This window comes from Mycobacterium sp. E2327 (assembly GCF_001672675.1).
Lineage (GTDB): Bacteria > Actinomycetota > Actinomycetes > Mycobacteriales > Mycobacteriaceae > Mycobacterium.
Window position 1 is genome coordinate 14,870 of the sequence record NZ_LZKE01000037.1, and the last position, 26,526, is coordinate 41,395.

A 26,526-nucleotide genomic window follows, 5' to 3' on the forward strand; every position below is an offset into this window, starting at 1 on the left:
CTAGAGGCCGGTGCCGCCGCGGCCGCCGGTGGCGGTGCCGTTGCCGGCGCTTATGACGGCGGCGCTGCCACCACCGCCACCTCCGCCACCACCGGCGAGGACGTCGCCGAGGCCGCCCGCGCCGCCGGTGGCGCCGCCGCTTCCGGTGCCGCTGTGGCCGTTGCCGCCGCCGGTTCCGCCGACGCCACCCACGCCACCGGGACCGCCGCTGCCGCCGGTTCCGCCGTCGACGCCGCCGCCGGTGCCGCCGCTGCCGCCGGCGTTGGCGACGCCGATGCCACCACCGCCACCACCGCCACCGGCGGCGTCCACGGCGGAGGCGTTGGCTCCGGTGACGGTGCCGCCGACGCCGCCGTTGAGGACGAAGACGCCGGGACCCGCTCCGTTGCCCCCGCTGCCGCCGGTGATCGTCGTGGCACCGACGTTGACGGCCGCGCCGCCGCCACCACCGCCACCGGTACCGCCCTGGATCAGCAGGTTGGGCCCGCCGCCTTGACCTCCGACGCCGCCGCTGCTGGTGAGGTCGAGGCCGAGCGTGGGATCGATGATTTCCGCACCGCCGCCTTGGCCCCCGGCTCCGGCGGCGCCGCCGGAGCCGCCGGTGACGAACAAGCCGCCCAACTGGCCGCTGCCGCCCACGCCACCGCCGCCGCCCCCGCCGCCGGCGATGGCACCACCGGTCGTGGTGGTGAGGACGCCCTGGCCGCCAATGCCGCCATTGCCGCCGTGGCCGCCGTTGAGGCCCGTACCGCCGGCCCCGCCGGCGCCGCCGGTGCCGCCGACGCCGCCATTGAAGCTGGTAGAGCCGCCGGGGCCGCCATCGCCACCGGCGCCTCCGGTGCCCCCTTCACCGAACAGGCCCGAGCCTGCGCCGCCGGCCCCGCCCACGCCGCCGGCACCGCCGTCGCCGCCGTTGATAGAGCCGGCGGTGCCCGGCAACCCGGTGCCGCCAGTCCCGCCCATGCCGCCGGTGCCGCCCATGCTCAGCAGACCGATGCCCGCCCCGCCGGGCCCGCCTGTTCCGCCAACGCCGCCCGCGAGGCCGGCGCCGCCGGTGCCGCCGACACCGCCATTGCCGAAGAGGACGCCGCCAGTGCCGCCCGCGCCCCCGACGCCGCCGGTTGCGCCGGCCCCACCGGCGCCGCCGGCCCCGCCGTTGCCGAGCAACCCGGCGTTACCGCCTCGGCCGCCGGGTTGCCCCGGCAGGCCAGACCCGCCGTTGCCGCCATTGCCCCACAAGAGCCCGCCCGGCCCGCCCGGCTGCCCGGTCCCGGGCGCCCCATCGGTGCCGTTGCCGATCAACGGGGTCCCCAGCAACAACTCCGTGGGCGAGTTGATCGCCCCTCGCACGTCTTGCCAAACGGTTTGCAACGGCGAGGTATTCGCCGCCTCGGCCGCCGTATAGCCGGCCGCCGCCGCCCGCAGGCTCTGCGTGAACTGGTCGTGAAACGCTGCCGCCTGCGCGCCGAGTCCCTGGAAGTACTGCCCGTGGGCGGAGAACAGCGCCGCGAGGGCCGCCGACACCTCATCCCCCGCCGCGGGCAGCACCCCCGTCGTCGAGAGGGCAGCCGCGCGGGCCGCGCCGAGCGCCGACCCGATCCCGGCCAAATCCGCTGCGGCCGCCGCCATCGTCTCCGGTGCGGCGATTACGAACGACATGTCGGTCCACCTACCAGCTAGCCCCGGTTGCCACTAGCCCGGCGGTCCTCCATCCGTCAGGTGCATGCAACGTAGCAGGACGGGCGAGGGCAAGCCCGAGGTTTGGCTCAGGGCCGGCACCGCAATGAAGCCGGCGGCAGTGCGCCCGCGACGAAGTACCGCACCACCGCGGTGTCCACGCACTGGTCGCCGTTGAACACGGCGGTGTGTTGGGTGCCGTCGTAGCTGATCAGCGGCGCGCCGAGTTGCCGGGCCAGGTTGACGCCGGCCTGGTACGGCGTGGCCGGGTCGTGCGTCGTGGAGACGACGACGGCCTTGCCGGGTGCGACGGGCGCCGCGGCGTGCGGCCTTGAGGTGGCGGGCACCGGCCACAGCGCGCACAGGTCGCGCGGTGCGTTTCCGGTGAACTGCCCGTAGCTCAGGAACGGGGCGACCTGCCGCATCTTCTGATCGGCGGCGACCCAGGTCGCCGCATCCGTCGGTGTCGGCGCGTCGACGCAGCGCACGGCGTTGAACGCGTCCTGGTCGTTGCTGTAGTGCCCGGCCTTGTCGCGGCCTTCGTAATCGTCGGCCAGCATCAGCAGGTCGCCGGCGTCGGTGCCGCGTTGCAGCCCGAGCAGGCCACTGGTCAGGTACTTCCAGTGCGCCGGGGTGTAAAGCGCGTTGATGGTGCCGGTGGTCGCGTCGGCGTAGCTCAGCCCGCGCGGGTCCGACGTCCGGCCCGGCTTGGCGACCAGCGGGTCGACCAGGGCGTGGTAGCGGTTGACGAATTGAGCCGGATCGGTGCCCAGCGGGCATCCGGCCGAGCGGGCGCAGTCGGTGGCGTAGTCGTTGAAAGCCGTTTGGAATCCGGCCATTTGGTTGATGTTCTCGGTGACCGGGTCCACGGTCGGGTCGATGGCGCCGTCGAGCACCATCGCCCGCACGTGGTCGCCGAACGCCTCGAGGTATGCGGTGCCCAGCTCGGTGCCGTAGCTGTAGCCGAGGTAGTTGATCTGTTCGTCGCCCAGCGCCTGGCGGACCGTGTCCATGTCGCGCGCGACGGATGCGGTGCCGGCGTTGGCCAGAAACGCGTTGCCCATCCGGCTGGCGCATTGCTGAGCCAGGTGCTGGTTGATTTGCTCGATGTGCGCCACGCCGGCCGGGCTGTAATCGACCATCGGTTCGCGGCGGAACGCGTCAAAGTCGGCGTCGCTGCGGCAGCGCAACGGCGGGGTCGAGTGGCCCACCCCTCGAGGGTCGAACCCCACCAGGTCGAAGTTGCGGGTGATATCGCTGTTCTCCAGGTCCGAGGCCATGCCGGCGACCATGTCGACCGCGGACGCGCCCGGCCCGCCCGGGTTGATCAACAGCGATCCCATCCGGCGTCCCGTCGCGGGCACCCGGATCACCGCCAGCTTGGCTTGCGCGCCACCCGGATTGGCGTAGTCGACGGGGACCGACACGGTGGTGCACTGGGCGGTGGGGACGTCGCTGGTGTCGGTCAGGAATTGGCTGCAGCTGCCCCAGTTCTGCGGGCGCGCCGCAGCGGCCGGCGGAGCCGGGGTCGGGGTCTGGCCCGCACCCGGTTCCGGGGTCGCCCCGGCCACCGGCAGCGGCAGCACCGGTTGTCCCGCAACCAGAATCCCGAACGACAGCAGCGCCGAGCTCAACGGTCTCAGGCGCGACATGGCTGTCAATATTTGCAGCACCGAATACCCGTCCGAACGCGAAATGGTCACGGCTTGATCTCGCCTCGGCGCGTCGCGACCTGGTCGGATCGTCGGGCGTTGGGTGTGAATCGTGGGCGTTTCATGTGAGCCCAGGGCGGGAAAATCGCCGAAACCCCGCCCTAGGCGCACACCGAAAACCGCCAGCTCACAATCGACGCCCAGTGCGCGCGTCGCCACTAGTCCGTCGAGACTGCGCTCAGCGCCAAAAAACGCCGGATTTTTAGCGTTGAGCGCAGTCTCGGCGCCGCAACACCCCTAGCACTTGGCGCCGCTCGGCGGCGTGTCGCCGCCGATCAGGTACTCCGTCACGTAGTCGTCGATGCAGCTGTCGCCCTGGAAGACCACCGTGTGCTGGGTGCCGTCGAAGGTCAGCAGCGAGCCGCGCAGCTCCTGGGCCAAATCGACGCCGGCCTTGTAGGGGGTCGCCGGGTCGTGCGTGGTCGACACCACCACCGTCGGCGCCAGGCCGGGCGCCGTGATGGCGTGCGGCTTGCTCGTCGGCGGCACCGGCCAGAACGCGCAGGTGCCCAGCGGCGCGTCGCCGGTGAACTGCCCGTAGCTCATGAACGGGGCGATCTCGCGGGACCGGCGGTCCTCGTCGATCACCTTGGCGCGGTCCGTAATCGCCGGCTGGTCAACGCAATTGATCGCGACCCGGGCGTCGGTGGCGTTGGTGTAGTGGCCGTGCGGGTCGCGGCGCATGTACATGTCGGCCAACGCCAGCATGGTGTCGCCGCGGTGGTCGGCCAGCTCGGACAGGCCGTCGGTCAGGTGGTGCCACAGCGACGGCGAGTACAGCGCCATGATCGTCCCCACGATGGCGTCGGCATAACTCAACCCGCGCGGGTCCTTGGTGGGTATCGGCCGGCCGACCATCTCGTTGTTGGGGTCCACCATCGGGTCGACCAGTCTGTGATAGACGGTGACCGCCTTGGCCGGGTCGGTGCCCAGCGGGCAGGTCGGTTGCTTGGCGCAGTCGGTGGCGAAGTCGTTGAACGCGTCCTGAAATCCCTTGGCCTGACGCAGATCCGCCTCGATCTGGTCGGCGTTCGGATCGACGGCGCCATCGAGGATCATCGCGCGCACCTTGGTGGGATAGGCCTCCGCATAGGCCGAGCCGATCCGGGTGCCGTAGGAGTAGCCGAGGTAGGTCAGCTTGTCGTCGCCCAGCGCCGCGCGGATGGCGTCCAGGTCGCGGGCGACGTTGACCGTCCCCACGTTCGCCAGGAAGTCCTTGCCCATCTTGTCGATGCAGCGGCCGACGAACTGCTTGGTCTCGTCCTCCATGTGGGCCACGCCGGCAGGGCTGTAGTCGACGTTCGGCTCGGTGCGCAGCCGGTCGTTGTCGGCGTCGGAATTGCACCAGATCGCCGGCCGCGACGAGCCGACCCCGCGCGGGTCGAAGCCGACCAGGTCGAAGCGTTCGCGGATGCGCTTGGGCAACGTCTGCACGACGCTCAACGCGGCGTCGATGCCGGACTCACCGGGGCCGCCGGGATTGATCACCAGCGAGCCGATCTTGTCCCCGGTCGCCGGAAACCGAACCATCGCCAGCGTCGCCACGTCGCCGTCGAGGTGGTCGTAGTCGACGGGCACCGCCAGCCGGCCGCACATCGCGCCGCTGGGGATCTTGGCCTTGGGGTTGGACGAGCGGCACGGCGTCCATTCGATCGCCTGGCCCAGCTTGGGCCCCGCCATTACGGCGCGCCCGCCCACGACGCGGAGACAGCCGCCGAGCAGCATCGCCACGGCGGCGAGCGCCGTCCAGATCAGCAGCGTGCGCGCGACCTTGTCGCGGCGAGACAACCCCATGCCCACATATGCTGCCAGAGCCAACCTGAGATTCTGATGAGCGCCTCCAGCGGCGAACTAACCGACGGCCGCGAGCAGTTCTTCCATCGCCACCGCGAAGTCGTCGGCCATCTCCCACAGGTCCGGCAGCAACTCCGGGCACGAGATCAGCCCGACGTCCAACGTTCCGTTCAGCGACATCACGGTGATGTTGAGGCCCGAGCCGTGGAAGATCGGGCCCAGCGGATACATCGCCTTGACCTCGCAGCCCAGGAAGTACAGCGGCTCCTGCGGACCCGGGACGTTGGAGACCACCAGGTTGTGCACCGGCATGGTCTCGGTCAGCCGGGTCCGGGCGTACAGCCGCATCGCGACGCCGAAGACCGCCGGCGCGGCGAACTGCGTCCAGTCCTGCAGCAGTGAGGCGCCGATGGCCGAACTGTGTTCCTTGGCAAGCGAATTCGCCTCGGCGATGGCCGCCAGCCGCTCGACCGGATCGGCGATCTCGGTGTGCAGGCTGGAGAACATGGCCGAAACCTGGTTGCGGCCCGGGCGATCCGACTTTCCGTGCACCGACACCGGAACGGAAGCCACCAGCGACGTGTCGGGCAACGCGTCGCGCTCGGCCAGGTACTGGCGCAGCACCCCGGACACCAGGGCCATCACCACGTCGTTGACCTTGACGCCGAAGTGGTTCTTGACGGTCTTGACGTCCTCGAGGTCCAGCTGCGCGTACGCGATGTTGCGGCGGCCGGTGATGGAGGCGTTGAACGCGGTCCGCGGCGCGGCGAACGGACGCGCCATCGCCTGGCCCTCGACGGCCTTGCGCACCGTCGCGACCACCGAGGACACGGTCTGGGGCACCACGTTGGCCAGCCGCAGCGGCCGGCTGGCGAACCGGACCAACCCGCCCGCGGCGATCTGCCATCCGCTGCCGCCGCCGACGCCGTCCACCGGATCGGGTGCGGGCGCGTCGGCCTCGGTGGCGCACAGCTGCGACATCAGATTCGCGCCCGTCACCCCGTCCACCCCGCAGTGGTGCACCTTGGTCATCACCGCCAGCCGATCGGAATCAGCGCCCGCCACGCCTTCGATGACCCACATCTCCCACAGCGGCCGGCTGCGGTCCAACGGCAGCGACGCGATGTGCCCGCAGATTTCCGACAATTCGCTGCGGCCGCCCGGCGGCGGCAACCCGATGCGGTGCAGGTGGCGGTCCACGTCGAAGCTCTCGTCTTCCACCCACACCGGGTGATCGAGGTTCAGCGCGCTGTCGGCGAGCTTTTCGCGGAACTGCGGCATCGCCTTCAGGCGCAGCGTCAGCGCGTCGCGCAGCCGGCCGAAGGTGTAGCCGCCCGGCATCGTCGACGTGTCCACCTCGATGATCGAGCAAACATGCATGGGCTGCGCGGCGGTCTCGAGGTACAGGAAACTGGCGTCGAGTCCGCTGAGCCGCTGCATGCGGAGATGGTATGACTCACACCACACGGGCGGTGCAACCGCGCACCCGAGATGGCAGAATGGCGGGAGTCAGCGAACCCGGGGACCGCAACGGCCACGAGGATCGATCCGACCACTACCAGGGACAATGATGTCTGAGCAAAACCCTTATGGTGCCAATCCGGCTGCGCAAGCCAAGCCGCCGACCCGGATTCGCACCCACCACCTGCAGAAAATGAAGGCCGAAGGCCACAAGTGGGCCATGCTCACGGCCTACGACTACTCGACCGCCCGGATCTTCGACGACGCCGGCATCCCGGTGCTGCTGGTCGGTGATTCGGCCGCCAACGTGGTGTACGGCTACGACACCACGGTTCCGGTTTCGATCGACGAACTCATCCCGCTGGTGCGCGGCGTGGCGCGCGGCGCCGAGCACGCCATGGTCGTCGCCGACCTGCCGTTCGGCAGCTACGAGGCCGGCCCGGCCGCCGCGCTGGCCGCCGCGACCCGGTTCATGAAGGAGGGCGGCGCGCATGCCGTCAAGCTCGAGGGCGGCGAGCGGGTGGCCGACCAGATCGCCTGCCTGACGGCCGCGGGCATCCCGGTGATGGCCCACATCGGCTTCACGCCGCAAAGCGTGAACAGCCTCGGCGGCTTCAAGGTGCAGGGCCGCGGCGACGCCGCGGAGCAAACCGTGCACGACGCGATCGCCGTAGCCGAGGCCGGCGCGTTCTCCGTCGTGATGGAGATGGTGCCCGCCGAGCTCGCCACCCAGATCACCGGCAAGCTCACCATCCCGACCATCGGGATCGGGGCCGGGCCCAACTGCGACGCCCAGGTCCTGGTTTGGCAGGACATGGCCGGCCTGAGCGGCGGCAAGCCGCCGCGGTTCGTCAAGCGGTTCGCCGATGTCGGGGCCGAATTGCGAAAGGCCGCAACGCAATACGCGCAAGAGGTGGCCGCGGGCTCCTTCCCCGCCGAGGAGCACTGCTTCTGACGGCCGCTTAGCCGAAAGGCGCGCAACCCGCCCTTTCCCCCGCTTGAAGCGGCGGTCCCGGTCATGCCGGGGATTGCTGAAACCTCTTGTGTGACACCGCTGGTAGGGTTGCTGCTATGGGCGACCGGGGCTCGTGAGCGGGGTTGAAGAAATCGTCGGCAGTAATCGTGGTGGCCTCGTGCACCGCCGAACGGTCCTGGCGTTGCCGCTGCTACTGGCGGGCGGCGCGGCCCTGACGCGAGTGCCCCGCGCCGCCGCGCAACCGCCCCCCGGCCCACCGGAATCGAGCCGGTGGTCGACCGAGCGCGCCGACCGCTGGTACCGGGCGCAGGGCTGGCTGGTCGGCGCCAACTACGTCACGTCGAACGCGATCAACCAGCTGGAGATGTTCCAGCCCGACACCTTCGACCCGCTGCGCATCCACGTCGAGCTGGGCTGGGCCCGCTCCGCCGGATTCAACGCCGTGCGGGTGTTCCTGCACGACCAGCTGTGGACCCAGGATCAGCGCGGTTTCCAGGCTCGCCTCGCCCAGTTCGTCGCCATCGCCGCCGACCGCGGCATCAAGCCGCTGTTCGTCTTGTTCGACTCGTGTTGGGACCCGTTCCCCAAGGTCGGGCCGCAGCGGTCCCCGACGCCGGGCGTGCACAACTCGGGCTGGGTGCAGGGCCCGGGCGCCGAACGCCTCGGCGACCGCGGCTACCTCGACACCATGCGGGCCTACGTGACGGGGGTGCTGACCCAATTCCGCAACGACGACCGAGTTTTGGGTTGGGACCTATGGAACGAGCCCGACAATCCCTCGCACCACTACGCGTCGGTCGAGCGGCCGGACAAGGAGCAGCTCGTCGCGGACCTGCTGCCGCAGGTGTTCGCGTGGGCCCGTTCGGTCGATCCCGTCCAGCCGTTGACGAGCGCGGTGTGGCAGGGCGAATGGCCCGACGCCGGAAGCACCAGCGCGATCGCCGCCATTCAGCTGGGTAACTCCGACTTCCTGACGTTCCACTCCTACGGCGAGCCGGCCGGCTTCGAGAACCGCATCGACGAGCTCGCCTCGCAGGACCGGCCGATCGTCTGCACCGAGTACCTGGCCCGTCCGTTGGGCAGCACCGTCGCGGACATCCTGCCAATTGCCAAGCGCCGCAAGGTCGGTGCGATGAATTGGGGGCTCGTCGCGGGCAAGACCCAGACGTATTTCCCGTGGGACTCGTGGGATCACCCGTACGCCTCGATTCCCGACGTGTGGTTCCACGACCTGTTGCAACCCGACGGGCGGCCGTTCCAGGAAAGCGAAATCCAGACGTTTCGTCAGCTGACCGGCGGGGCGATGCATCTCAACCAGTAGCACCGCGATATGGCACCCTATGGGTTGCCCATCACGCCGCCTCAATGGAGCCGAGAATGCCTGTGAAAGCGCCGAAAACCTCGCGTCATCTGGAGGTGGAGCGCAAGTTCGACGTCGTGGAGTCCACCGTGTCGCCGTCGTTCGAAGGCATCGCCGCGATCGCTCACGTCGACAAGTCGCCGGTCGAATCGCTGGACGCGACGTACTTCGACACGCCGGGGCAGGACCTGGCGCGCAACAAGATCACCCTGCGCCGCCGCACCGGCGGTCACGATGCGGGCTGGCACCTCAAGTTGCCGTCCGGCCCGGAGGCGCGCACCGAGGTTCGCGCACCGCTGGACGCCTCAGAGCCCGACACCGTGCCGGGCGAGTTGCGCGATGTGGTGCTGGCCATCGTCCGGGAGCGCCCGCTCGTACCCGTCGCCCGAATCAGCACCGAACGCGAAACCCAGGTGCTCTACGGCGCGGACGGGGCGGCGCTGGCCGAGTTCAGCAACGACCACGTCACCGCGTGGGCGGCCGGCGACTCCGACGCCCAGCCCGCCGAACAGGAGTGGCGCGAATGGGAACTCGAGCTCGCCGAGGGCAACGGCGCGGCCGACACCGAGCTGCTGAGCCGGTTGAGCAATCGGCTGCTGGACGCCGGTGCCGCGCCCGCCGGTCACGCCTCCAAGCTAGCCCGCGTGCTCGGCACGTCGGCGCGTCCCGACGGCGCGGTCGCGCCCGCCGACCCGGTGCACCGGGCGGTGGCCGAGCAGGTCGGCGAGCTGCTGGTGTGGGATCGGGCGGTCCGCGCCGACGCCTACGACGCGGTGCACCAGATGCGGGTGACCATCCGCAAGATCCGCAGCCTGCTGGCCGACTCCGGTGACTCGTTCGGATTGTCCGAGAACGCGTGGATCCTCGACGAGCTCCGCGAGCTGGGCAACGTGCTGGGCGCGGCCCGCGACGCCGAGGTGTTGGCCGAGCGCTACCAGCAGGCGTTGGACAAGCTGCCACCCCAGCTGGTGCGCGGACGCATCCGCGAACGCCTCGTCGACGGGGCGCGCCGCCGCTACCAGACGGGGCTGCGGCGGTCGCTGATCGCGATGCGCTCGCAGCGATACTTCCGGCTGCTCGACGCCCTCGAGGCCTGGGTGGCCGAAGCTCCCGCGGCGGTTCCGGGCGAAGAGGCTGCGCCGGTGACCCTCGATCCGGCTTACCGCAAGGTCCGCAAGGCGGCGAAGGCCGCCGCCCAGGTGGAATCCGGCGACGAGCACGAACGAGACCTGGCGCTGCATCGAATTCGCAAGCGCGCCAAGCGGCTTCGCTACACCGCCGCGGCCACCGGCGCCACGCAGGTGTCCGAGCAGGCGAAGGTAATCCAGACGCTGCTGGGCGACCACCAGGACAGCGTCGTCAGCCGCGAGCACCTGGGTCATCAGGCCGAGGCCGCGCACACCGCCGGCGAGGACACCTTCACCTATGGGCTGCTGTACCAGCAGGAGGCCGACCTCGCCGAGCGGTGCCGTCAGCAACTCGACGACGCGCTGCGCAAACTCGCCAAGGCGGTGCGCTAAGCGCCAAAGCGGGGGCGGACGAGTTGGCCTGTAAGCCGGATTCTGTTCCCCGCCGCCGCGGCATGAGCAACGGCGGCGGGGCGGCGACCATCCATCTGGACACTCCGTTGCCGGGTGCCTCGAGCGGCCTACCCGCAGGCTCGGGCGAGCAACCCTCGAACGCCTGCGCGGCCGCACCTTTCGATGCGGCCTTCTTGGCCTTGCTTCGGGTGGGGTTTGCCTAGCCACTCCGGTCACCCGGAATGCTGGTGCGCTCTTACCGCACCGTTTCACCCTTACCACCGCGAGGGTGGCGGTTTGTTTTCTGTGGCACTTTCCCGCGAGTCACCTCGGATTGCCGTTAGCAATCACCCTGCTCTGTGAAGTCCGGACTTTCCTCGACTCGACATGCGAGCCGCGGCCGCCCGGCCAACTCGTCCGCGACGGTCCACGGTACCCGCTGGAGAATCTGCTGACCAGCGGCATTCGGGCATATCAGCAATTACCTAATCATTGCCTAAATAGCGAAGTTGGTGTCACATTGAACCTCATGACAGAAACCGACGGGTATGTCGATCAGGCGTTCGCGGGACTCGCCGATCCGCAGCCGATGTACAAGGCGTTGCGCGAAACCACCCCGGTATTCCGGTCGCCGACGGCATGGGTTCTCAGTCGTCTGGCCGACATCGAGATGGCCCTCAAGCACACCGAGTTGTTCTCGTCGAACATGGACGCCGTCGACCTCGGCAACGTCCGGCCGATGATCCCGCTGCAAATCGACCCGCCCGATCACGCGAAATACCGCCGCGTCCTCGACCCGCTGTTCACCCCGCGGGAGATGGCCCGGCGCGAACCCCGCGTCAGCGAGCTGGTCAACGAGATGATCGACCGCTTCGCCGGTCGCGGCGAATGCGACTTCCACGAAGAGTTCGCCGTCCCCCTCCCCTGCACCGTCTTCCTGCAATTGCTCGGCCTGCCGCTGGAGGACCTCGACCAGTTCCTGGAGTGGAAGGACGGCATCATCCGCCCGCCGGGCGACTCCGGCTACGACCGCCGCCACGAGTCCGGTGCTCCGACGGCGCAACAGATCTACGAGTACTTCGACCGTGCCATCGACGACCACATCGCCAATCCGCGCGACGACGTGCTGTCCGCCATGATCGCGGCGAACGTGGAAGGCAAACCGCTGACGCGCGAGGAGCTGCTGGACATCTGCATCCTGTTCCTGATCGCCGGGCTCGACACCGTAACCGACTCTCTGGACTGCTTTTTCGTGTTCCTGGCCCGCCACCCCGAGCACCGTCGCCAACTCGTCGAGCAACCCGAGATACTGCCCAGCGCCATCGAGGAGCTGTTGCGCTGGGAGACGCCCGTGCCGGGCGTGGCCCGCGTCTGCATCCAGGACACCGAGGTGGGCGGGTGCCCGATCAGCAAGGGTGAACGGGTCAGCCCGCTGCTCGGCGCGGCCAACACCGACCCCGCCGAGTTCCCCGACCCGGAGCTGGTGGACTTCACGCGTAATCCAAACCGGCACCGCGCCTTTGGCGGTGGCCCGCACCGCTGCCTGGGGTCCCACCTCGCCCGCATGGAGCTGCGGGTGGCGCTGCGTGAATTCCACCGCCGCATCCCGAATTACGAGGTCAAGCCCGGCACGCAGCTGACCTATACCGCCGCGCTGCGGTCGGTGGAGTCGCTGCCGCTGGTGTTCCCGGCGTCATGACCCGCATTGAAGTGGATGCGGACCGTTGCACGGGGCACGGCCGCTGCTACACGTTGGCGCCCGACGTCTTCGACGCCGACGAGGTGGGTCACTGCGTGGTGCTCGTCGAGGAGGTCTCGGGCGAACTCGAGGCGCAGGCCAAAACGGGTGAGCAGAACTGCCCGGAGCAGGCAATCACGCTGTCGCCCTGAGGATTACGCGAAGCAGACCACGCTGCGGGCGCCGCGCCCGGCGGACATGTCGGTGAATGCCGCCTCGACATCGTCGATGCCGATCCGCCGCGTCACCAACGCTTCGAGGTCGAGCTTGCCGCGTTGGGCCAGCGCGGCAAGCACCGGGATGTCGCGCGCCGGGTCGCTGGCGCCGTAGACGCTGCCCTGGATCGCCTTGCCGTCGGCCATCAACGACAGCGCCGGAAACGTCACCTCCTCGGCGATCCCGGCGGCGCCCACCAGGGTCACCTTGCCGCCGCGACGGGTGGCCTCGTAGGCCAGGCGCATGGTCGCGGGCTTGCCCACCACCTCGATCCCGTGGTCGACCCCGAGGCCCCCGGTGAGGTCGCGCACCGCGGCGACGACGTCGACCTCGCTGGCGTCGATGGTGTCAGTTGCCCCGTTGGCCACCGCGGCCGGAAGCTGGCCGGCGGCCCGGTCGGCGGCGATGATCGGCGCCGCGCCGGCCAACCGCGCGCCCTGGATCGCGGCCAAACCCACACCGCCGCAACCGATCACGAGCACACTCTCCCCCGGGCGCACGGCCGCGGTGCGCATCACCGCGCCGACCCCGGTGGTGACGCCGCAGCCCAGCAGCGCCGCGAGGTCGAGCGGCAGCGACTCGTCGACCCGCACCACCGCCGCGGCCGGCAGCAGCGTCTCCTCGGCCAGCGACCCGACGCCCATTCCCGGCCACACCGGCGCGCCGCCGCCCTCCGCGTACGGGCCGCCGTATGCGTGGTCGTAGCCGTGCACGCACAGCTGGGCCTCGCCGCGCAGGCAATGCGTGCAGGAGCGGCAGGGCACGTTCCACGTCAGCACCACGTGGTCCCCCGCGCTGACGGTGGTGACGTCGGCGCCCACCTCGGCGACCATCCCCGCACCCTCGTGCCCGAGCGTCGACGGCAGCAGCGTCGGTATCGCCCCGTCGCGCAACGACAGATCGCTGTGGCACACCCCGCTGGCGTGCAGCCGCACCCGGACCTCGTGGCCGGCCAGCGGTCGCAACGCGAGCTCCTCCACCGCCGTGGGCTGTCCGACCTCGCGCAGCACGACCGCTTTCATCGGACCAAAAATGTGATCGGCGTCATAGCGACTTACCATGGCTGGACAACCGCACCGGGTCAAGGGAGACGGGCGATGACAACTACGGTCCACAAAGCGCCGGCGACGGATTCGGTCCTGACCATCGGCGGCCAGCCGCAGGAAGGCGCCGCGGGAACCTACCCGGTGCACAACCCGGCCCGACCGGCCGAGATCGTCGGCCACGCACCCGCCGCCGACCGTGCCCAACTGGACGCCGCGGTGTCGGCGGCGAAGCGGGCGGCCCCGGAATGGCGGGCGCTCGGCGTCGCGGAGCGGGTCGCCGCCATCTCGGTGGCCGCGGCCACGGCCGCCGAACAGCTGACCGCCAACGACGGCGCGCGGCTCTACACCCGCGAGCACGGCAAGGTGCTCACCGAGGCGAACTTCGAGATCAGCACCGGACCCGGCCTCGCCGCGCTGATCGGCTCGATGGCCGAGGCGGCGCTGGCCCAAGAGCAGGTCGACCCCGGCTCCGATTACCCACGGCTGCACCGGGAGCCGTTCGGCGTCGCCGCGCTGGTGCTGCCGTTCAACTGGCCACTGGCGCTGACGATGACGAAGCTCGCGTCGGCGCTGACGGCGGGCAACACCGCCGTCGTCAAGGTGCCACCGAGCTGTCCGCTGGCCGCGCTGCAGCTGGCCGGCGCGGTGGCCGCGGCGCTGCCGCCGGGCGTGGTGAACGTCCTGTCCGGACCGGGCAGCGAGCTGGCCCAGGCGCTGGTCACCCACCCGGGCATCGACCTGATCTCGCTGACCGGCGGCGTCGCCACCGGGCGCGCCGTCATGGCCGCCGCCGCGGCACGCCTCACCCCGGTGCTGCTCGAGCTGGGCGGCAACGACGCCGCGATCGTCGCCCCGGACATCGAGGTCACCGACGAGCTCGTGGAGCGGTTGGTGACGGCGACCTATACCACCGGCGGCCAGGTCTGCATGGCGATCAAGCGGCTGTACGCGCCTGCCGGCAAGGTCGGCGAGCTGGCCGAGGCGGTGCTCGCGCGCTGCGAGCGCGAGGTGATCGGCGACGGCCTCGCCGACGAGACCACGCTCGGTCCGCTGCACACCGCCGCCGGGCGCGACCGGGTCGCCGCCCTGGTCGGTGACGCCGAGGCCCAGGGCGCGTCGGTGCGCACCGCGGGGCGGATCCGCGAGGCCGACGCCGCCTCCGGCGGCTACTTCGCGCTGCCGACCGTCGTCACCGACCTCGCCTCCGATTCGCGGCTGGCCTCCGAGGAGCAGTTCGGTCCGGTGCTGCCGATCTTCGGCTACGACGACATCGACGACGCCGTAACCGCTTCCAACGCAACAGAATTCGGCCTCACCGCGTCGGTCTGGACCGGGGACGACGCGCTGGCCGACCGGATCACGGACCGGCTCGTCGCGGGCACCGTCAGCGTCAACTGCCATGGCCTGGCCGCCCAAGACCCGCGCCTGCCGTTCGGCGGCTGCGGCCAGTCGGGCCTCGGCCGGGAACTCGGCGTCGACGGGATCCGGGCGTTCACCCAGCCGCGGACGTTCGTCCGGCATCCCGTGCCGAGTTAGCCACTACCGGCGATCGGCAGTCCCGGGCACAGCTTGACGTAGCCCATGTCGGGCGACACCCAGTCGCGCCACTGCTGGCGGCTCATGTTCGAGGTCAGCTTGGCGCACAGCATCTCCGGCGACGCATCCGCCGGCCATAGCCGCACCGTGGTGTCGGCTCCCGCGGAGGCCAGCCGTTGCCCGTCGGGGCTGTACGCCACGCTGAGTACCGGGCCGGTGTGGCCCTCGAGGTAGGCGCCGAACGGCTGGCCGGTGGTGGCATCCCAAAGTTGCAGCGTGCCTTCGCTTTCCGCGGTGGCCAGCCGCCGTCCGTTGGGACTGAAGGCCACGGCGTTCACGGTGTCGCCGTTTCCCCTCAAGGGGTCGCCGACCGGTTGCTCGGTTCCCGCGTCCCACAGCCGCACCGTCTGGTCGCCGCTCGCGGTGGCCAGCCGGCGGCCGTCCGGGCTGAACGCCGCGCTGAACACCGGCCCGGCGTGGTCGGCGAGGACGGCGAGCGATTGGCCGGTGCCCGCATCCCAGAGCCGCACCGTCTGATCGACACTGGCCGAGGCCAGCCGGTGACCGTCGGGGCTGAACGCCACGCTGTCCACCCTGCGGGTGTGGCCGGTCAGGGCGATCGACTTACCGGTGGCGGCGTCCCACAGCCGCACCGTCTGGTCGTCGCCGGCCGACGCCAGCTGGCGGCCGTCGGGGCTGAACGCCACGCTGAGCACCGGGCCGGTGTGGCCGCGCAGCGGCGCGCCCACCGGTTGGCCGGTCCCGGCGTCCCACAGCCGCACCGTCTGGTCGTCGCCCGCCGAGGCGACGCGCCGCCCGTCGGGGCTGAACGCCACGCTGTTCACGTTGCCGGTGTGGCCGCGCAGGGGCGCGCCGACCGGCTGGCCGGTGCCGGCGTCCCACAGGCGCACCGTCTGGTCGTCGCTGGCCGAGGCGAGGCGGTGGCCGTCGGGGCTGAAGGCGACACTATTCACCTTGCTGGTGTGGCCGACCAGCGGTGAGCCGAGCGGCTGGCCGGCGTCCCACAGCCGGACCGTGGCGTCGGCGCTTGCGGTGGCCAGCCGGCGCCCGTCGGGGCTGAACACGACGCCGTTCACGATGCCGCTGTGTCCGACGAGCAACGGGCCGCGGTCGTGGTCGGCGTCGGCGTCCCACAAACGCACGGTCTGGTCGGCGCTCGCACTGGCCAGCCGATGTCCCGCGGGGTCGAACGCCACGCCCTGCACCGGCCCGGTGTGACCGGTGAGGGGCGCGCCGACCGGTTGACCGGTGTCGGCGTCCCAGATCCGGACCGTCGTATCCATGCTCGCGGAAGCCAGCCGGTGCCCGTCGGAGCTGAACGCGACGCTGAGCACCGGGCCGATGTGCCCGACGAGGGGGGCGCCGATCGGTTGGCCGGTGCGGGCGTCCCACAGGCGCACGGTCTGGTCGTCGCTCGCCGAAGCCAGCCGCTGCCCATCAGGGCTGAACGCCACGCCGACCACCGAGCCCGTGTGGCCGACGAGCCGGGGACCGGGCGTGTAGCCGGCCCGTACGTCCCACAGCTGCACGGTGCGATCGCTGCTCGCCGAGGCCAGCCAGTTCCCGTCCGGGCTGAACGCCACCCCGAGCGCCGAACCGGTGTGACCGCGGAGGGGCGCGCCGACCGGGTGGCCCGTCTCCGCATCCCAGATTCGGACGGTCTTGTCCATGCTCGCGGAAGCCACCCGGCGCCCGTCCGGGCTGAACGCCACGCCGATCACGTTGTCCTGATGGCCGGTCATCGCCGCGCCGACCTGTTGGCCGGTCTCGGTGTTCCACACCCGCACCGCCTTGTCGAGGCCGACGCTGGCAAGCCGGCGCCCGTCGGGGCTGAACGCCACACCGTTCACGGCACCGGTGTGCCCGGTGATGATTTTCAGGGTGCTGGCTCGTTGGGCCACCGCGGTGTAGAGCGGGCCGTCGTCGGCGGGAGTGAGCAGGGCGCGCGCGGCGAGGATCTGCTGGAAGGCGCGCGCGTCCCCGCCGGGCTGGGTGCCGGCCAGCATGTCCTGCGCCTCGGCGATCAGGATCTGCCGCTGGGTGAGCAGCTTCTGGTGCAGCTGGCTCTGCGCCTCGTGTCGCGCTTGGACGGCCTGCACACCGAGCATCACGGCGACGAGGGCGACGACGGCGGTGACCGCCAGCGCGGCAGCGAGGATCTGTAACCGTTTCCGCAGGGCAGCCGCGCGCCGCTGGGCGGCTTCGAGTCCGACTTGCGGGCCGTCGGCGCGGGATGCCAAGGCGGCCTTGGTCTTTCCCGTGCGTCGCCGGTCTCGGTGTTCGCGGACCGCGTCGGTGAGCACATCGTGCGTGAGTTCGATGCGCTGCGCGCCGTAGCGTTCCTGCAGCCGTAGCAGCCGCGACCCGATCAGCCGGGACAGTTCGTCCTCGGTGAGCCGTGACGGCACCGCTTCCTCGCGGACGTAGCTGTCGCGGAATCCCTTCTCGGTGATGAGCTCGGACTCGATGAACTGCGCGACGCGCGGGGGAAGATCGCGCACGCACGACAGGTAGTAGTTCGACAGGATGTCTCGCCTGGCGTCCTGGACCAGCCGGTCGTCGAAGTGGCTCTGCCCGCGCCGCTTCCGCTCCTCGTTGAGCTCGCGGCAGAACAAGCTGAGCAGCGCGGGTTCGACCTCCAGGGCGTCGAAGTCGTCGCCGGGACGATCGACATCGGCAAACGGGACGCCATGGGCGCGGTGCAGGTCCTCGCCGGCGACGATGCCCACCACCCGGCGCGCCAACGAACGGGGCATCAACTCCTCGGCCGGCTTGTACACCGCGTCGACTGCCTCGCTCGTTCCCATCGGCAAGAGTCGCATCCGCGACTGACCGAGCGACGGGATGAGCTGGCGCCAGTCGTCGAGATCCGGGACAGATTCCTCCCGCAGGCAGAGCAGTAACTTGTAACTGCCCTTCCGTTCGGCCAGCTCACCGAGCTCATCCCTGAATTCCCGAACGAGATCGGCAACCCGCTGAGCGGGTGTGACGAGTTCCTCGAACTGGTCGAGGACGATCACCGGCGTCAGTGGCTCGCCGCGCTCGCTTCGGAGCTCGAAGTCGTCGCGATGCAGATATTCCGAAAGAGATTCGCCCTCCGCAGGCAGCACCGGATCGAGCACCTCGGCCCGAATCGAGTCGGACACCGATTGCCGCAATTGACGAGTCAGCGGTGCGGCGCCCGGCGCAACGTCGAAGCGCACATAGACCGGCAGAAAGTCGTTGTCGCGCAGCAACGGGAACAGCCCCGCGCGCAGCAACGACGTCTTGCCGACGCCGGACCGCCCGTACAACAGGGTGATGGGAGCGTCGAGAACGCAGCTCAGCAGCGTCGTCGATTCGTGGCCACGCCCGTGGAAGAACGCGCTCCCGGATTCCTCGAACGACTCGAGCCCCGGCCACGGGTTTTCGCTGTCGAGCCGTTCTGTCGCAGTCGCGCGCGTCATGCCGTGTCGCCAAACGCCAAGCGCCCGAAGGCATCCCGAGCGCGCTCCGCATTCGCCAAGACAACCGGAATCGACGAACGGATCGTTCGGCGGATCGCGGTCAAGTCTTACGCTCCCATGCGTCCCCCGGGCCTACAAAAGCCCAAGATATGCGGATGGCCAGGGTGTCGGAGGCTAAATCACTTTTTTCATATCTGCAAGCCGAATTGGGTATCTCGGCTGTCTCTAGACTAGCCGTCCGGGGGGTCCCCGGTTTTCCTGTACGGCAATGTGTTTGCGGCCCTCCGGATCGGGCGGCGAACGCGGGTAGAGTGGCTCGATGGCCGTCGCCCCGTCGAATGAGCGGATGATCGCGGGCGTCGCCGCCGCGTCTGTCTCGCTCGGGGTGGCCCAGCTGGTGGGCATCCCGTTCGGCGCGCAGGCCGACGCGCGTGCCGCGGTCGGCGCGGTGGCCGTCGACGTGACACCGGGGCCCGTCAAAGAGTGGGCGATTCAGACCCTCGGCTCCCTGGACAAGCCCTTCGTGGCCGTCGTCGTGCTCGTGGCGATCGCCGCGATCGCCGCCATCGCGGGGAGCTTCGAGACTGCGCGCCGCCCCGTCGGGAGCGTCACGATCGCAGCGGCGGGCGTGCTGGGATGCCTCGCGGTGTTGTCACGGCCGGGTGCGACGGCCGTCGACACGATCCCGACGCTGGTCGGCGCCGCCTGCGGCGTTGCGACCCTTCGTTTGCTGACCCGTCGGATCCGGTCGGGGTCGGACGGCGGGGACACCGTCGACGACCCGGACGCGGGCAGGCGCAGGCTGGTCATGCTGGGGCTGCTCGGATTCGGAGTGGTGAGCGGCGTGGCGGGTGCGGTCGTCACGCGGTTGGTGCATTCGGTGGCCGCCGACCGCACCGGCTTTGCGCTTCCCCGCCCGCGCACGCCGGCGCCACCGATACCCGCCGACGTGCAACCGAACGGCGTTGCGCTGCCGAGCTTTATCACGCCCAGCGCCGACTTCTACCGCGTGGACACCGCACTGACCGTTCCCCAGCTCAGCCACGGTGACTGGCGACTGCGCATCCACGGCATGGTGGACCGCGAAACCACCTACAGCTTCAACGACCTGGCCCGCTTCGACGTCGTCGAAACGGTGACGACGCTGACCTGCGTATCGAATCCCGTTGGCGGAAACCTCATTTCGACGGGTGTTTGGACCGGCTACCGGGTGGCCGACCTGCTCGCCGCGGCCGGGGTGCATGCTGACGCCGACATGGTGCTCTCGACGTCGATCGACGGGTTCACCGCCGGCACGCCCGTTCAGGCGCTCACCGATGGCCGCGCGGCGCTGCTGGCGGTGGGCCTGAACGGTCAGCCCCTCCCAGTCGAGCACGGCTATCCGGCCCGGCTGGTGGTGCCCGGGCTCTACGGCTACGTGTCGGCGACCAAGTGGGTCGTCGACGTGGAGCTGACCCGCTTCGACAGGGCGAAGGCGTACTGGACGCGGCAGGGCTGGGCGCCGCGCGCGCCCATCAAGACCGAGTCGCGGATCGATGTGCCGAAGGATGGTCAGCAGCTGCCCGTGGGCCCCGTGGTCTTCGGCGGCGTCGCGTGGGCGCAGAATCGCGGCGTGCGGGCGGTCGAGGTCCTCATCGACGACGGGGTCTGGCAGCCCGCCGAGCAGGGCGCCAGTTATTCCAACGACACGTGGCGGTTGTGGCGCTTTCCGTGGCAGGCGAAAAGCCCTGGGAGGCACACCATCTCCGTGCGCGCCACCGACAACACCGGGGCCACCCAAACGGCCGATCGGGTCGGTAGCGTCCCGGACGGCGCCACCGGCTGGCACACGGTGGAATTCACCGTCGTGCAGGCGTGAACTATTTTGCCGAAAGCTTGCGCCAGCTGAACACCACGATCGCGAGGCCGACCAGCACCGTGATGGGCCCGATGATCGACCAGGTCGTGGTGTTGCTCATCGGGCTACCTAGCAGCACCCCGAATCCCTGCAGCGCCCAGATCAGACCGAACAGCGCGACGATTACCCCGAACGCGAGCGTGACGACGAAAGTCCTTCGCATATAGGCAGGCTACGCGCCGCGTCGAGTGTGCAGTCAAGGCTTCCCGTGTGCACTGGCGGCGGAGAATACGCCGAATCCACACCCTGGGCTCCCACTCAAAGCCCTGAGTGCACAACCGCCGAACGCACGAAGTGAGGTAGCCGACTACGCGTGCAATGTGCTCCCCCGCTCCCAAGACTTCGTGGTGAAAGCACGACACCGACGACCTCCGGGGGAACACCATGACCATCACGGCTGATGCACCGATCTGCCCGAGCGTGTTCGAGGCCGGCCTCCCGAGGATCAACTACGAGCACTGCCAGAGCCCGGACGAGGCGCACGAAATCCTCCGGGCAGCGCGACGCCGGGCGCCGATCGCCGTCAGCCCGCACGGGCCGGAGCTGCTCACCTACGAACTGGTCAGAAGCGTGCTGCGCGACCCCCGATTCCGGATGCCTCAGGGCATGTTCCTGGCCTCACAAGGCATCACCAGTGGGCCGTTGTGGGAGCGGGTGGCAGCCAGCCTGATCAGCCTCGACGGGCCCGAGCACCAACGGCTGCGACGACTGGTGTCCCAAGCCTTCACACCGCGCGCCACCGCGCGGCTGCGCATGACGATCGTCGATGTGATCACCGAACTGGTGGACCGCCACGCCGCTACGGGACGCTGCGAGGTAGTCGGCGAGATCGCGAGGCAATATCCGATCCCGATCATCTGCGCGCTGCTGGGCGCGCCGGCGGAGGATTGGCAGCTCTTCTCGGACTGGACCGACGACATCTTCAAGGCCTTCAGCTGGGACGTCGCCGCCCACGAGCGGACCATCCTGACCGCGTGGGCGGATCTTGACGCCTACATCGACGACATGGTCGCCCAGCGGCGCCACCGGCTGACCGACGACCTGACCTCCGATCTGATCCGGGCCGAGGACGACGGCGATCACCTCAGCGCCGACGAACTACGGATGCTGGCGGCCGGCCTGCTGATCGCCGGCACCGACACCACCCGCAACCAGCTGGCGGCCTCGGTGCAGGCGCTGTGCGAGCACCCCGGCCAGTGGGAGCTGCTGGCCCAGAATCCCGAGCTCGCCAACAAGGCCGTCGAAGAGACGATGCGCCACTCACCGATCGCGGCCGCCACGCTGCGCACCGCGCGCGAGGACGTCGAAATCGCCGGATTCATGATCTCGGCCGGCACGCTGGTCATCGCCAACACCGCCGCCGCGAACCGCGATCCCGCCGTGTACGACGAACCCGACCGCCTCGACATCACCCGCGACGGCGCCCCGCCAATGCAGACGTTCGGCGCCGGCATGCACTACTGCCTGGGCGCCAACCTGGCCCGACTTGAGCTGGCCGAAGCACTCGCGATCATGACCCGGCGCATGCCCAACGCCCGCCTCGCCGGCCCGGCCCCATGGAAGCCCCTCAGCGGGCTGAGCGGACCCATGGCACTGCCGATCGAATTCGAGCCCGGGCATTAATCGCTATCGCACGGTTCGGATGACGAACGCGTCGATGCTCTCGTCGTAACCGACCGTCTCGTCCACGAACAGTTCCCCCACCGTGTGGCCGTCCTCGGCAACCGCGATAAAGCGCGCTGCCTCCTCGTCGTATGTCACCGACCCTTGCACGAACATCGCCGCCACCTCGTGCCCGTCGGCTCCGAAAACGACAAGCTTCAACCCTCCGGCTTCCTTGACGTACTGCGCCGCTTCGGCACGGGTCTTGGCCATCGCAGGGATTCCTTTCTGCCGGTGCTGTGGTCAATGCTTACGGCATCGCCTCGGCCCACTTAATCTTGCCCTCGAAGCCCAGCGATGTTGCCACGGCGCGGTAGCAGCGAAAGACGCGGCGGCCAGCGGAATGAGTCATTTATACTCATACCATGAGTAAGCGGCTGCAGGTTCTTCTCGACGCGGACGAGTGGGACGAGCTGCAGAAAATCGCCCGCCGGCATCGCACAACCGTCTCCGAATGGGTGCGCCGCACCCTGCGCGAGGCGCGGGAACGGGAGCCGACCGGCGATCTCGACGCCAAGTTGCGGGCCGTCCGAACCGCCGCGCGTCATGAGTTTCCGGCGCCTGGCATTGACCAAATGCTGGAGGAGACCGAACGCGGATACATGGAGCCTCCTGAAGCTACCCAGTGATCTTCGTCGACACCAACATCCCCATGTACTTGGTGGGCGCGTCGCGCCCACACAAGCTGAATGCGCAACGTCTGCTGGAATCCGCACTGTCGGCGGGCAACCGGCTTGTCACCGACGCCGAAGTGCTACAGGAAATCTGTCACCGATATGTGGCGATCGAGCGTCGCGAGGCGATCCAGCCGACCTTCGACGCGATCCTCGGGGTGGTGGACGAGGTGCTGCCGATCGGGCACGCCGATGTCGAGTTCGCCAAGGACACTCTGTCGCGCTATCGAGGCCTCTCGGCGAGGGCTGCGTTGCACATCGCCATCATGACTCGCTACCACATCGCTCAACTGATGAGCTTCGACCGCGGCGTCGACGCATATCCGGGCATCACGCGACTGGATTAGCCGCAACTTTGCTTTCATTGCATAGATAGCATTGACAGCGCCGGAAATCCGACGATAGTCATCAGGTATGGCGCTGCTGCCAGACCCTGATCCCCGGCAGCGACAGCACGTCGTGATCTCGGTGGACGACCACGTCATCGAGCCGCCCGATCTGTTCATCGGCCGGCTGCCCGCGGCGCTGTCCGACCGCGCCCCGAGGGTCGTCGAGACCGACGACGGGCGCCAGGTGTGGCGCTACGAGGGCCGCGAGTATCCCAACATCGGCCTCAACGCGGTGATCGGACGGCCCCGCGAGGAATGGAGCATGGAAGCCGCCCGGTTCGACGAAATGCGGCCCGGCTGTTGGGATGTCGACGCCCGGATCGCCGATATGGACCTCGCCGGCATCTGGGCATCGCTGAATTTCCCGTCGCTGATCGCCGGGTTCGCCGGCACTGTCTTCTGGAAGAGCGACGACCTGGAGCTGGGCCTGGCCACCCTGCGGGCCTGGAACGACTGGCACCTCGAGGCGTGGGCCGGCGCCTACCCCGACCGGATCATCCCGCTGCAGCTGCCGTGGCTGGCCGACCCCCAACTCGCGCCCGAGGAGGTCCGCCGCAACGCCGCGCGCGGCTTCAAGGCCGTGAGCTTCCCCGAGCTGCCGGCCCAATGCGGAATCCCCAGCCTGCACAGCGGCGCGTGGGATCCGTTCTTCGCCGCCTGCGAGGAGACCGGCACCGCGGTGTGCCTGCACACCGGCTCCGCGCAGTGGGCGCCAATCCCCGCCCCGGACACGCCTTTTGAAACCATCACCACCCTGTTCCCGGTGAACGGTCTGGTCGCGTGCGCGGACATGCTGTGGTCGGGGATCCCGGTGCGGTTCCCGGGGCTCAACATCACGCTGGCCGAGGGCGGTCTCGGCTGGGCGGCCATGCTCGGCGACCGCGCCGATTACGTTCTGGCGCATTCCGCTTCGGGCCACGAGGGTGGTGCGTGGAAGAGCGACCTGCTGCCCAGCGAGGTGCTGCGGCGCAACTTCTGGTTCTGCTCGATCGACGACCCGCACGCTTTCGGCGCCCTCGACGCGATCGGGGCTGACCGCATCCTCGTCGAAAGCGACTACCCGCACGCCGACTCGACGTGGCCCGACACCCAGGAGGTGGTGGCGCGCAACGTCGCCGGCCTGTCGACGGAGGACGCGGCCCGGATCACCCACCGCAACGCCGCACAGTTATTCGGCCACCCGCTGCCCGACGACGGGTGGCTCGCCAGAACGTAGGAGGCCCGCAAGTGCTTGACTTGTTGATCCGCGACGCCGAGATCGTCGACGGCACCGGCGCGCCCGCCCGCCACGGCGACGTCGGCGTCAGCAACGGGCGCATCGTCGCCGTCGGTGACGTCGACGACATGGCCACCAAAACCGTTGACGCCCAAGGGCAGACACTCGCGCCCGGGTTCGTCGACCTGCACACCCACTACGACGCGCAGCTGTTCTGGGACCCGACCGCCAGCCCATCGGTGCAGCACGGCGTCACGACCGTGTTCGGCGGCAACTGCGGCTTCACGCTGGCGCCGGCGGCGCCCGACCAACACGACTACCTCACCCGGATGCTGGCGCGGGTGGAGGGGATGCCGCTGGACGCGTTACGGGCCGGCCTGGACTGGGGCTGGGCATCGTTCGGCGACTGGCTGGGCCGCCTGGACGGCCATACCGCGGTCAATGCCGGTTTCCTGGTTGGCCATTCGGCGCTGCGGCTGGCCGCGATGGGCGCCGATGCCGTGGGCGGCGAGGCTACACCGGAACACATCGACAAGATGGTCGCGGTGTTGCACGACGCGCTGGGCGCCGGCGCGCTCGGGCTGTCGACCTCGCAGTCGCCCACCCACAATGACGGTGGCGGGCAACCGGTTCCGTCGCGCAGCGCTTCGCGCGACGAGCTGGTGACGCTCGCGGCCGCGCTGCGCGACCATCCGGGCACCACGCTCGAGGCCATCATCCCCGGCTGCCTGTCCGGCTTCACCGACGACGACATCGCGCTGCTGACCGACATGTCGGTGGCCGCGGACCGCCCGCTGAACTGGAACCTGCTCGGCGTCTCGGCGGCCAACCCGGCCGGGCACGGAAAGCAGTTGCGCGCCTTCGACGCCTCGGCCCAACGCGGCGGCCGGGTGGTGGCGCTGACCCTGCCGCAGGCCATGAAGATCCGGCTGTCGTTCCTGTCCGGCTTCGTGCTCGACGGGCTGCCCGGCTGGCGCGACACGATGCACCTGCCGGTGCCCGAACGGCTTGTCGCGCTTGCCGATCCGCAGGTGCGCCGCCGCCTCGCCGAGGGCGCCGCCTCCAAGGAGGCCGGCATGCTGCGCGGCCTGGCGCAATGGGACCGCCTCGTCATCGTCGAGACGTTCGCCCCCGAGAACGCCGACGCGACCGGCCGCAGCGTCGGCGCGATCGCCGCCGACCGGGGCGGCGAGCCCTTCGACACGCTGCTGGACATCGTGATCGCCGACGAACTGCGCACCGGCCTGTCCCCGCCGCTGACCGGTGACGACGCGGCCGACTGGCGGGCGCGCGCCGAAGTGTGGCACCACCCGGGCGCGGTGATCGGCGGCTCGGACGCCGGAGCCCACCTCGACATGATGTGCGGCGCCATCTACACGACGTCGCTGCTGGGCCGGGGCGTCCGCGAGCATCAGGTCGTGACGCTCGAGGAGGCCGTCCGGCTCATCACCGACGTGCCGGCCCGGTTCTACGGGCTGACCGAACGCGGCCGCATCGAGCCCGGCTGGCACGCCGACCTGGTGCTGTTCGACCCGGCCACGGTCGACCACGGGCCCGAGCGCACCCGCTACGACCTGCCTGCCGGCGCGCCGCGGCTGGTCGCCGACGCCTACGGGATCACCTCGGTGCTGGTCGGTGGCGTCGAGGTGTGCCGTGACGGCGTCGCCACCGGCGCCCTCCCCGGCACCGTGTTGCGGTCCGGACGCGACACCGAGACGGTCAAAGCCTCGTGACGCCGGCCACGCTGCCGGTCGAGTTCACTCCCGCTTGACCAGCGCGTGCCAGGCCATGTCGGCGATCGCCTCGCAGTAGCGATCGTCGATAGGTAAATCGGAGTAAAGGACGCGAACGTTCAACGGCGCCAGCACGACTTGCACGGCCGCCAGGGTGTTCACCCCGGCACGCAGTTCGCCCCGTTCCCTCGCGCGGTCGATCACCGCGCGCAAGGCGTTAAAACGCGCCTGCCAAACCAGCATTCGGGTTTCTTCGTCGTGATGGCCGGGACGTTCCATGACGAGCGCCCGCGTGAAGGCGCGGCCCTCCTCGGAATTGAGCCGCGCGATCGCTCTGCGCGCGAACGCCAGCAGGTCTGAACGCAACGAACCGGTGTCCGGTACCGCACTGAAGGCCTCGGCGTCGGCGAGGGCCGCGTCGACGATCAGTCGCTGCCGGCTGCCCCAGTAGC

Annotated in this window: 21 protein-coding genes and 1 other RNA gene; 12 read left to right on the forward strand and 10 right to left on the reverse strand. The window is 70.0% G+C overall.

Features of this window, described 5'->3' with window-relative positions:
* The 4 genes from A5712_RS32405 to A5712_RS04575 all read right to left on the reverse strand — a co-directional run bounded on the left by A5712_RS32405 (position 1) and on the right by A5712_RS04575 (position 6,623).
* On the reverse strand, positions 1-1,659 hold the full coding sequence (locus A5712_RS32405) for a PE family protein (RefSeq protein ID WP_068101922.1): 1,659 nt from the start codon (positions 1,657-1,659) through the stop codon (positions 1-3).
* A gap of 107 nt (positions 1,660-1,766) precedes the next feature.
* Positions 1,767-3,338 carry an alpha/beta hydrolase gene (locus A5712_RS04565; RefSeq protein ID WP_156766413.1) on the reverse strand — a complete coding sequence of 524 codons (1,572 nt, stop codon included), beginning with the start codon at positions 3,336-3,338 and terminating at the stop codon, positions 1,767-1,769.
* Between the two features lie 288 nt (positions 3,339-3,626).
* The gene (locus A5712_RS04570; protein ID WP_156766414.1) at positions 3,627-5,189 is read right to left on the reverse strand and encodes an alpha/beta hydrolase; all 1,563 of its coding nucleotides are present in this window, start codon (positions 5,187-5,189) and stop codon (positions 3,627-3,629) included.
* A gap of 51 nt (positions 5,190-5,240) precedes the next feature.
* A complete protein-coding gene (locus tag A5712_RS04575; RefSeq protein ID WP_068101927.1) occupies positions 5,241-6,623 on the reverse strand; it encodes a wax ester/triacylglycerol synthase family O-acyltransferase in 1,383 nt (460 codons plus the stop codon).
* 130 nt (positions 6,624-6,753) lie between these two features.
* Between A5712_RS04575 and panB the strand changes: the two genes are divergently transcribed.
* From panB to A5712_RS04590, 3 genes are all read left to right on the forward strand, one after another.
* A complete protein-coding gene (gene panB, locus A5712_RS04580) occupies positions 6,754-7,599 on the forward strand; it encodes a 3-methyl-2-oxobutanoate hydroxymethyltransferase (protein ID WP_068101969.1) in 846 nt (281 codons plus the stop codon).
* A 178-nt stretch (positions 7,600-7,777) separates the two neighbouring features.
* Complete coding sequence (locus A5712_RS04585; RefSeq protein ID WP_068101929.1) at positions 7,778-8,941, forward strand: cellulase family glycosylhydrolase; 1,164 nt, start codon at positions 7,778-7,780, stop codon at positions 8,939-8,941.
* A gap of 56 nt (positions 8,942-8,997) precedes the next feature.
* Complete coding sequence (locus tag A5712_RS04590) at positions 8,998-10,500, forward strand: CYTH and CHAD domain-containing protein (protein ID WP_068101930.1); 1,503 nt, start codon at positions 8,998-9,000, stop codon at positions 10,498-10,500.
* Between the two features lie 15 nt (positions 10,501-10,515).
* Here A5712_RS04590 and rnpB read toward each other — a convergent pair.
* Positions 10,516-10,916: RNase P RNA component class A (gene rnpB, locus A5712_RS04595), an RNA gene on the reverse strand.
* Positions 10,917-11,029: 113 nt separating this feature from the next.
* On the opposite strand from rnpB, the gene A5712_RS04600 reads away from it, so the two are divergent.
* Positions 11,030-12,199 (forward strand): cytochrome P450, encoded by a 1,170-nt coding sequence (locus A5712_RS04600; RefSeq protein ID WP_068101931.1) that lies wholly within the window; start codon positions 11,030-11,032, stop codon positions 12,197-12,199.
* Complete coding sequence (locus tag A5712_RS04605) at positions 12,196-12,390, forward strand: ferredoxin (protein ID WP_068101933.1); 195 nt, start codon at positions 12,196-12,198, stop codon at positions 12,388-12,390. The genes A5712_RS04600 and A5712_RS04605 overlap by 4 nt, the downstream gene beginning before the upstream one ends.
* A gap of 3 nt (positions 12,391-12,393) precedes the next feature.
* Here A5712_RS04605 and A5712_RS04610 read toward each other — a convergent pair whose 3' ends face one another.
* Positions 12,394-13,476, reverse strand: a complete 1,083-nt coding sequence (locus A5712_RS04610; protein ID WP_068101935.1) for a Zn-dependent alcohol dehydrogenase — start codon at positions 13,474-13,476, stop codon at positions 12,394-12,396.
* Between the two features lie 75 nt (positions 13,477-13,551).
* Here A5712_RS04610 and A5712_RS04615 point away from each other — a divergent pair, with 75 nt between their 5' ends.
* The gene (locus A5712_RS04615; protein WP_068101937.1) at positions 13,552-15,036 is read left to right on the forward strand and encodes an aldehyde dehydrogenase family protein; all 1,485 of its coding nucleotides are present in this window, start codon (positions 13,552-13,554) and stop codon (positions 15,034-15,036) included.
* On the opposite strand, the gene A5712_RS04620 is transcribed toward A5712_RS04615, so the two are convergent.
* On the reverse strand, positions 15,033-18,503 hold the full coding sequence (locus A5712_RS04620) for a hypothetical protein (RefSeq protein WP_068101946.1): 3,471 nt from the start codon (positions 18,501-18,503) through the stop codon (positions 15,033-15,035). The two genes, A5712_RS04615 and A5712_RS04620, sit on opposite strands and share 4 nt — an antisense overlap.
* A gap of 319 nt (positions 18,504-18,822) precedes the next feature.
* Between A5712_RS04620 and A5712_RS04625 the strand changes: the two genes are divergently transcribed.
* A complete protein-coding gene (locus tag A5712_RS04625; protein WP_068101947.1) occupies positions 18,823-20,361 on the forward strand; it encodes a molybdopterin-dependent oxidoreductase in 1,539 nt (512 codons plus the stop codon).
* 1 nt (position 20,362) lies between these two features.
* Here A5712_RS04625 and A5712_RS04630 read toward each other — a convergent pair whose 3' ends face one another.
* The gene (locus A5712_RS04630) at positions 20,363-20,563 is read right to left on the reverse strand and encodes a hypothetical protein (RefSeq protein ID WP_068101948.1); all 201 of its coding nucleotides are present in this window, start codon (positions 20,561-20,563) and stop codon (positions 20,363-20,365) included.
* A 221-nt stretch (positions 20,564-20,784) separates the two neighbouring features.
* Here A5712_RS04630 and A5712_RS04635 point away from each other — a divergent pair, with 221 nt between their 5' ends.
* Positions 20,785-22,023, forward strand: coding sequence for a cytochrome P450 (locus tag A5712_RS04635; RefSeq protein ID WP_068101950.1), 1,239 nt, complete (start codon positions 20,785-20,787; stop codon positions 22,021-22,023).
* Positions 22,024-22,026: 3 nt separating this feature from the next.
* Here the strand turns inward: A5712_RS04635 and A5712_RS04640 are convergent, their stop codons facing one another.
* On the reverse strand, positions 22,027-22,275 hold the full coding sequence (locus A5712_RS04640; RefSeq protein WP_068101953.1) for a hypothetical protein: 249 nt from the start codon (positions 22,273-22,275) through the stop codon (positions 22,027-22,029).
* A gap of 152 nt (positions 22,276-22,427) precedes the next feature.
* Here A5712_RS04640 and A5712_RS04645 point away from each other — a divergent pair, with 152 nt between their 5' ends.
* From A5712_RS04645 to A5712_RS04660, 4 genes are all read left to right on the forward strand, one after another.
* Complete coding sequence (locus tag A5712_RS04645; RefSeq protein ID WP_068101955.1) at positions 22,428-22,691, forward strand: antitoxin; 264 nt, start codon at positions 22,428-22,430, stop codon at positions 22,689-22,691.
* On the forward strand, positions 22,688-23,083 hold the full coding sequence (locus tag A5712_RS04650; protein WP_068101957.1) for a type II toxin-antitoxin system VapC family toxin: 396 nt from the start codon (positions 22,688-22,690) through the stop codon (positions 23,081-23,083). The genes A5712_RS04645 and A5712_RS04650 overlap by 4 nt, the downstream gene beginning before the upstream one ends.
* Before the next feature lie 67 nt (positions 23,084-23,150).
* Positions 23,151-24,341 carry an amidohydrolase family protein gene (locus A5712_RS04655; protein WP_068101959.1) on the forward strand — a complete coding sequence of 397 codons (1,191 nt, stop codon included), beginning with the start codon at positions 23,151-23,153 and terminating at the stop codon, positions 24,339-24,341.
* 11 nt (positions 24,342-24,352) lie between these two features.
* Complete coding sequence (locus tag A5712_RS04660) at positions 24,353-26,074, forward strand: amidohydrolase family protein (RefSeq protein WP_068101961.1); 1,722 nt, start codon at positions 24,353-24,355, stop codon at positions 26,072-26,074.
* Positions 26,075-26,098: 24 nt separating this feature from the next.
* Here A5712_RS04660 and A5712_RS04665 read toward each other — a convergent pair.
* Positions 26,099-26,526 (reverse strand): TetR-like C-terminal domain-containing protein (locus tag A5712_RS04665; RefSeq protein WP_068101963.1); only part of this gene is annotated, 428 nt, incomplete at its 5' end.

Coding starts and splice junctions, on each gene's coding strand:
- A5712_RS04575 (WP_068101927.1), bottom strand. CDS start 6,623: ATGCAGCGGCTCAGCGGACTCGACGCCAGTTTCCTGTACCTCGAGACC.
- A5712_RS04620 (WP_068101946.1), bottom strand. CDS start 18,503: ATGACGCGCGCGACTGCGACAGAACGGCTCGACAGCGAAAACCCGTGG.
- A5712_RS04645 (WP_068101955.1), top strand. CDS start 22,428: ATGAGTAAGCGGCTGCAGGTTCTTCTCGACGCGGACGAGTGGGACGAG.
- A5712_RS04630 (WP_068101948.1), bottom strand. CDS start 20,563: ATGCGAAGGACTTTCGTCGTCACGCTCGCGTTCGGGGTAATCGTCGCG.
- A5712_RS04615 (WP_068101937.1), top strand. CDS start 13,552: ATGACAACTACGGTCCACAAAGCGCCGGCGACGGATTCGGTCCTGACC.
- A5712_RS04640 (WP_068101953.1), bottom strand. CDS start 22,275: ATGGCCAAGACCCGTGCCGAAGCGGCGCAGTACGTCAAGGAAGCCGGA.
- A5712_RS32405 (WP_068101922.1), bottom strand. CDS start 1,659: ATGTCGTTCGTAATCGCCGCACCGGAGACGATGGCGGCGGCCGCAGCG.
- A5712_RS04590 (WP_068101930.1), top strand. CDS start 8,998: ATGCCTGTGAAAGCGCCGAAAACCTCGCGTCATCTGGAGGTGGAGCGC.
- A5712_RS04600 (WP_068101931.1), top strand. CDS start 11,030: ATGACAGAAACCGACGGGTATGTCGATCAGGCGTTCGCGGGACTCGCC.
- A5712_RS04610 (WP_068101935.1), bottom strand. CDS start 13,476: ATGAAAGCGGTCGTGCTGCGCGAGGTCGGACAGCCCACGGCGGTGGAG.
- A5712_RS04605 (WP_068101933.1), top strand. CDS start 12,196: ATGACCCGCATTGAAGTGGATGCGGACCGTTGCACGGGGCACGGCCGC.
- A5712_RS04625 (WP_068101947.1), top strand. CDS start 18,823: ATGGCCGTCGCCCCGTCGAATGAGCGGATGATCGCGGGCGTCGCCGCC.
- A5712_RS04655 (WP_068101959.1), top strand. CDS start 23,151: ATGGCGCTGCTGCCAGACCCTGATCCCCGGCAGCGACAGCACGTCGTG.
- A5712_RS04635 (WP_068101950.1), top strand. CDS start 20,785: ATGACCATCACGGCTGATGCACCGATCTGCCCGAGCGTGTTCGAGGCC.
- panB (WP_068101969.1), top strand. CDS start 6,754: ATGTCTGAGCAAAACCCTTATGGTGCCAATCCGGCTGCGCAAGCCAAG.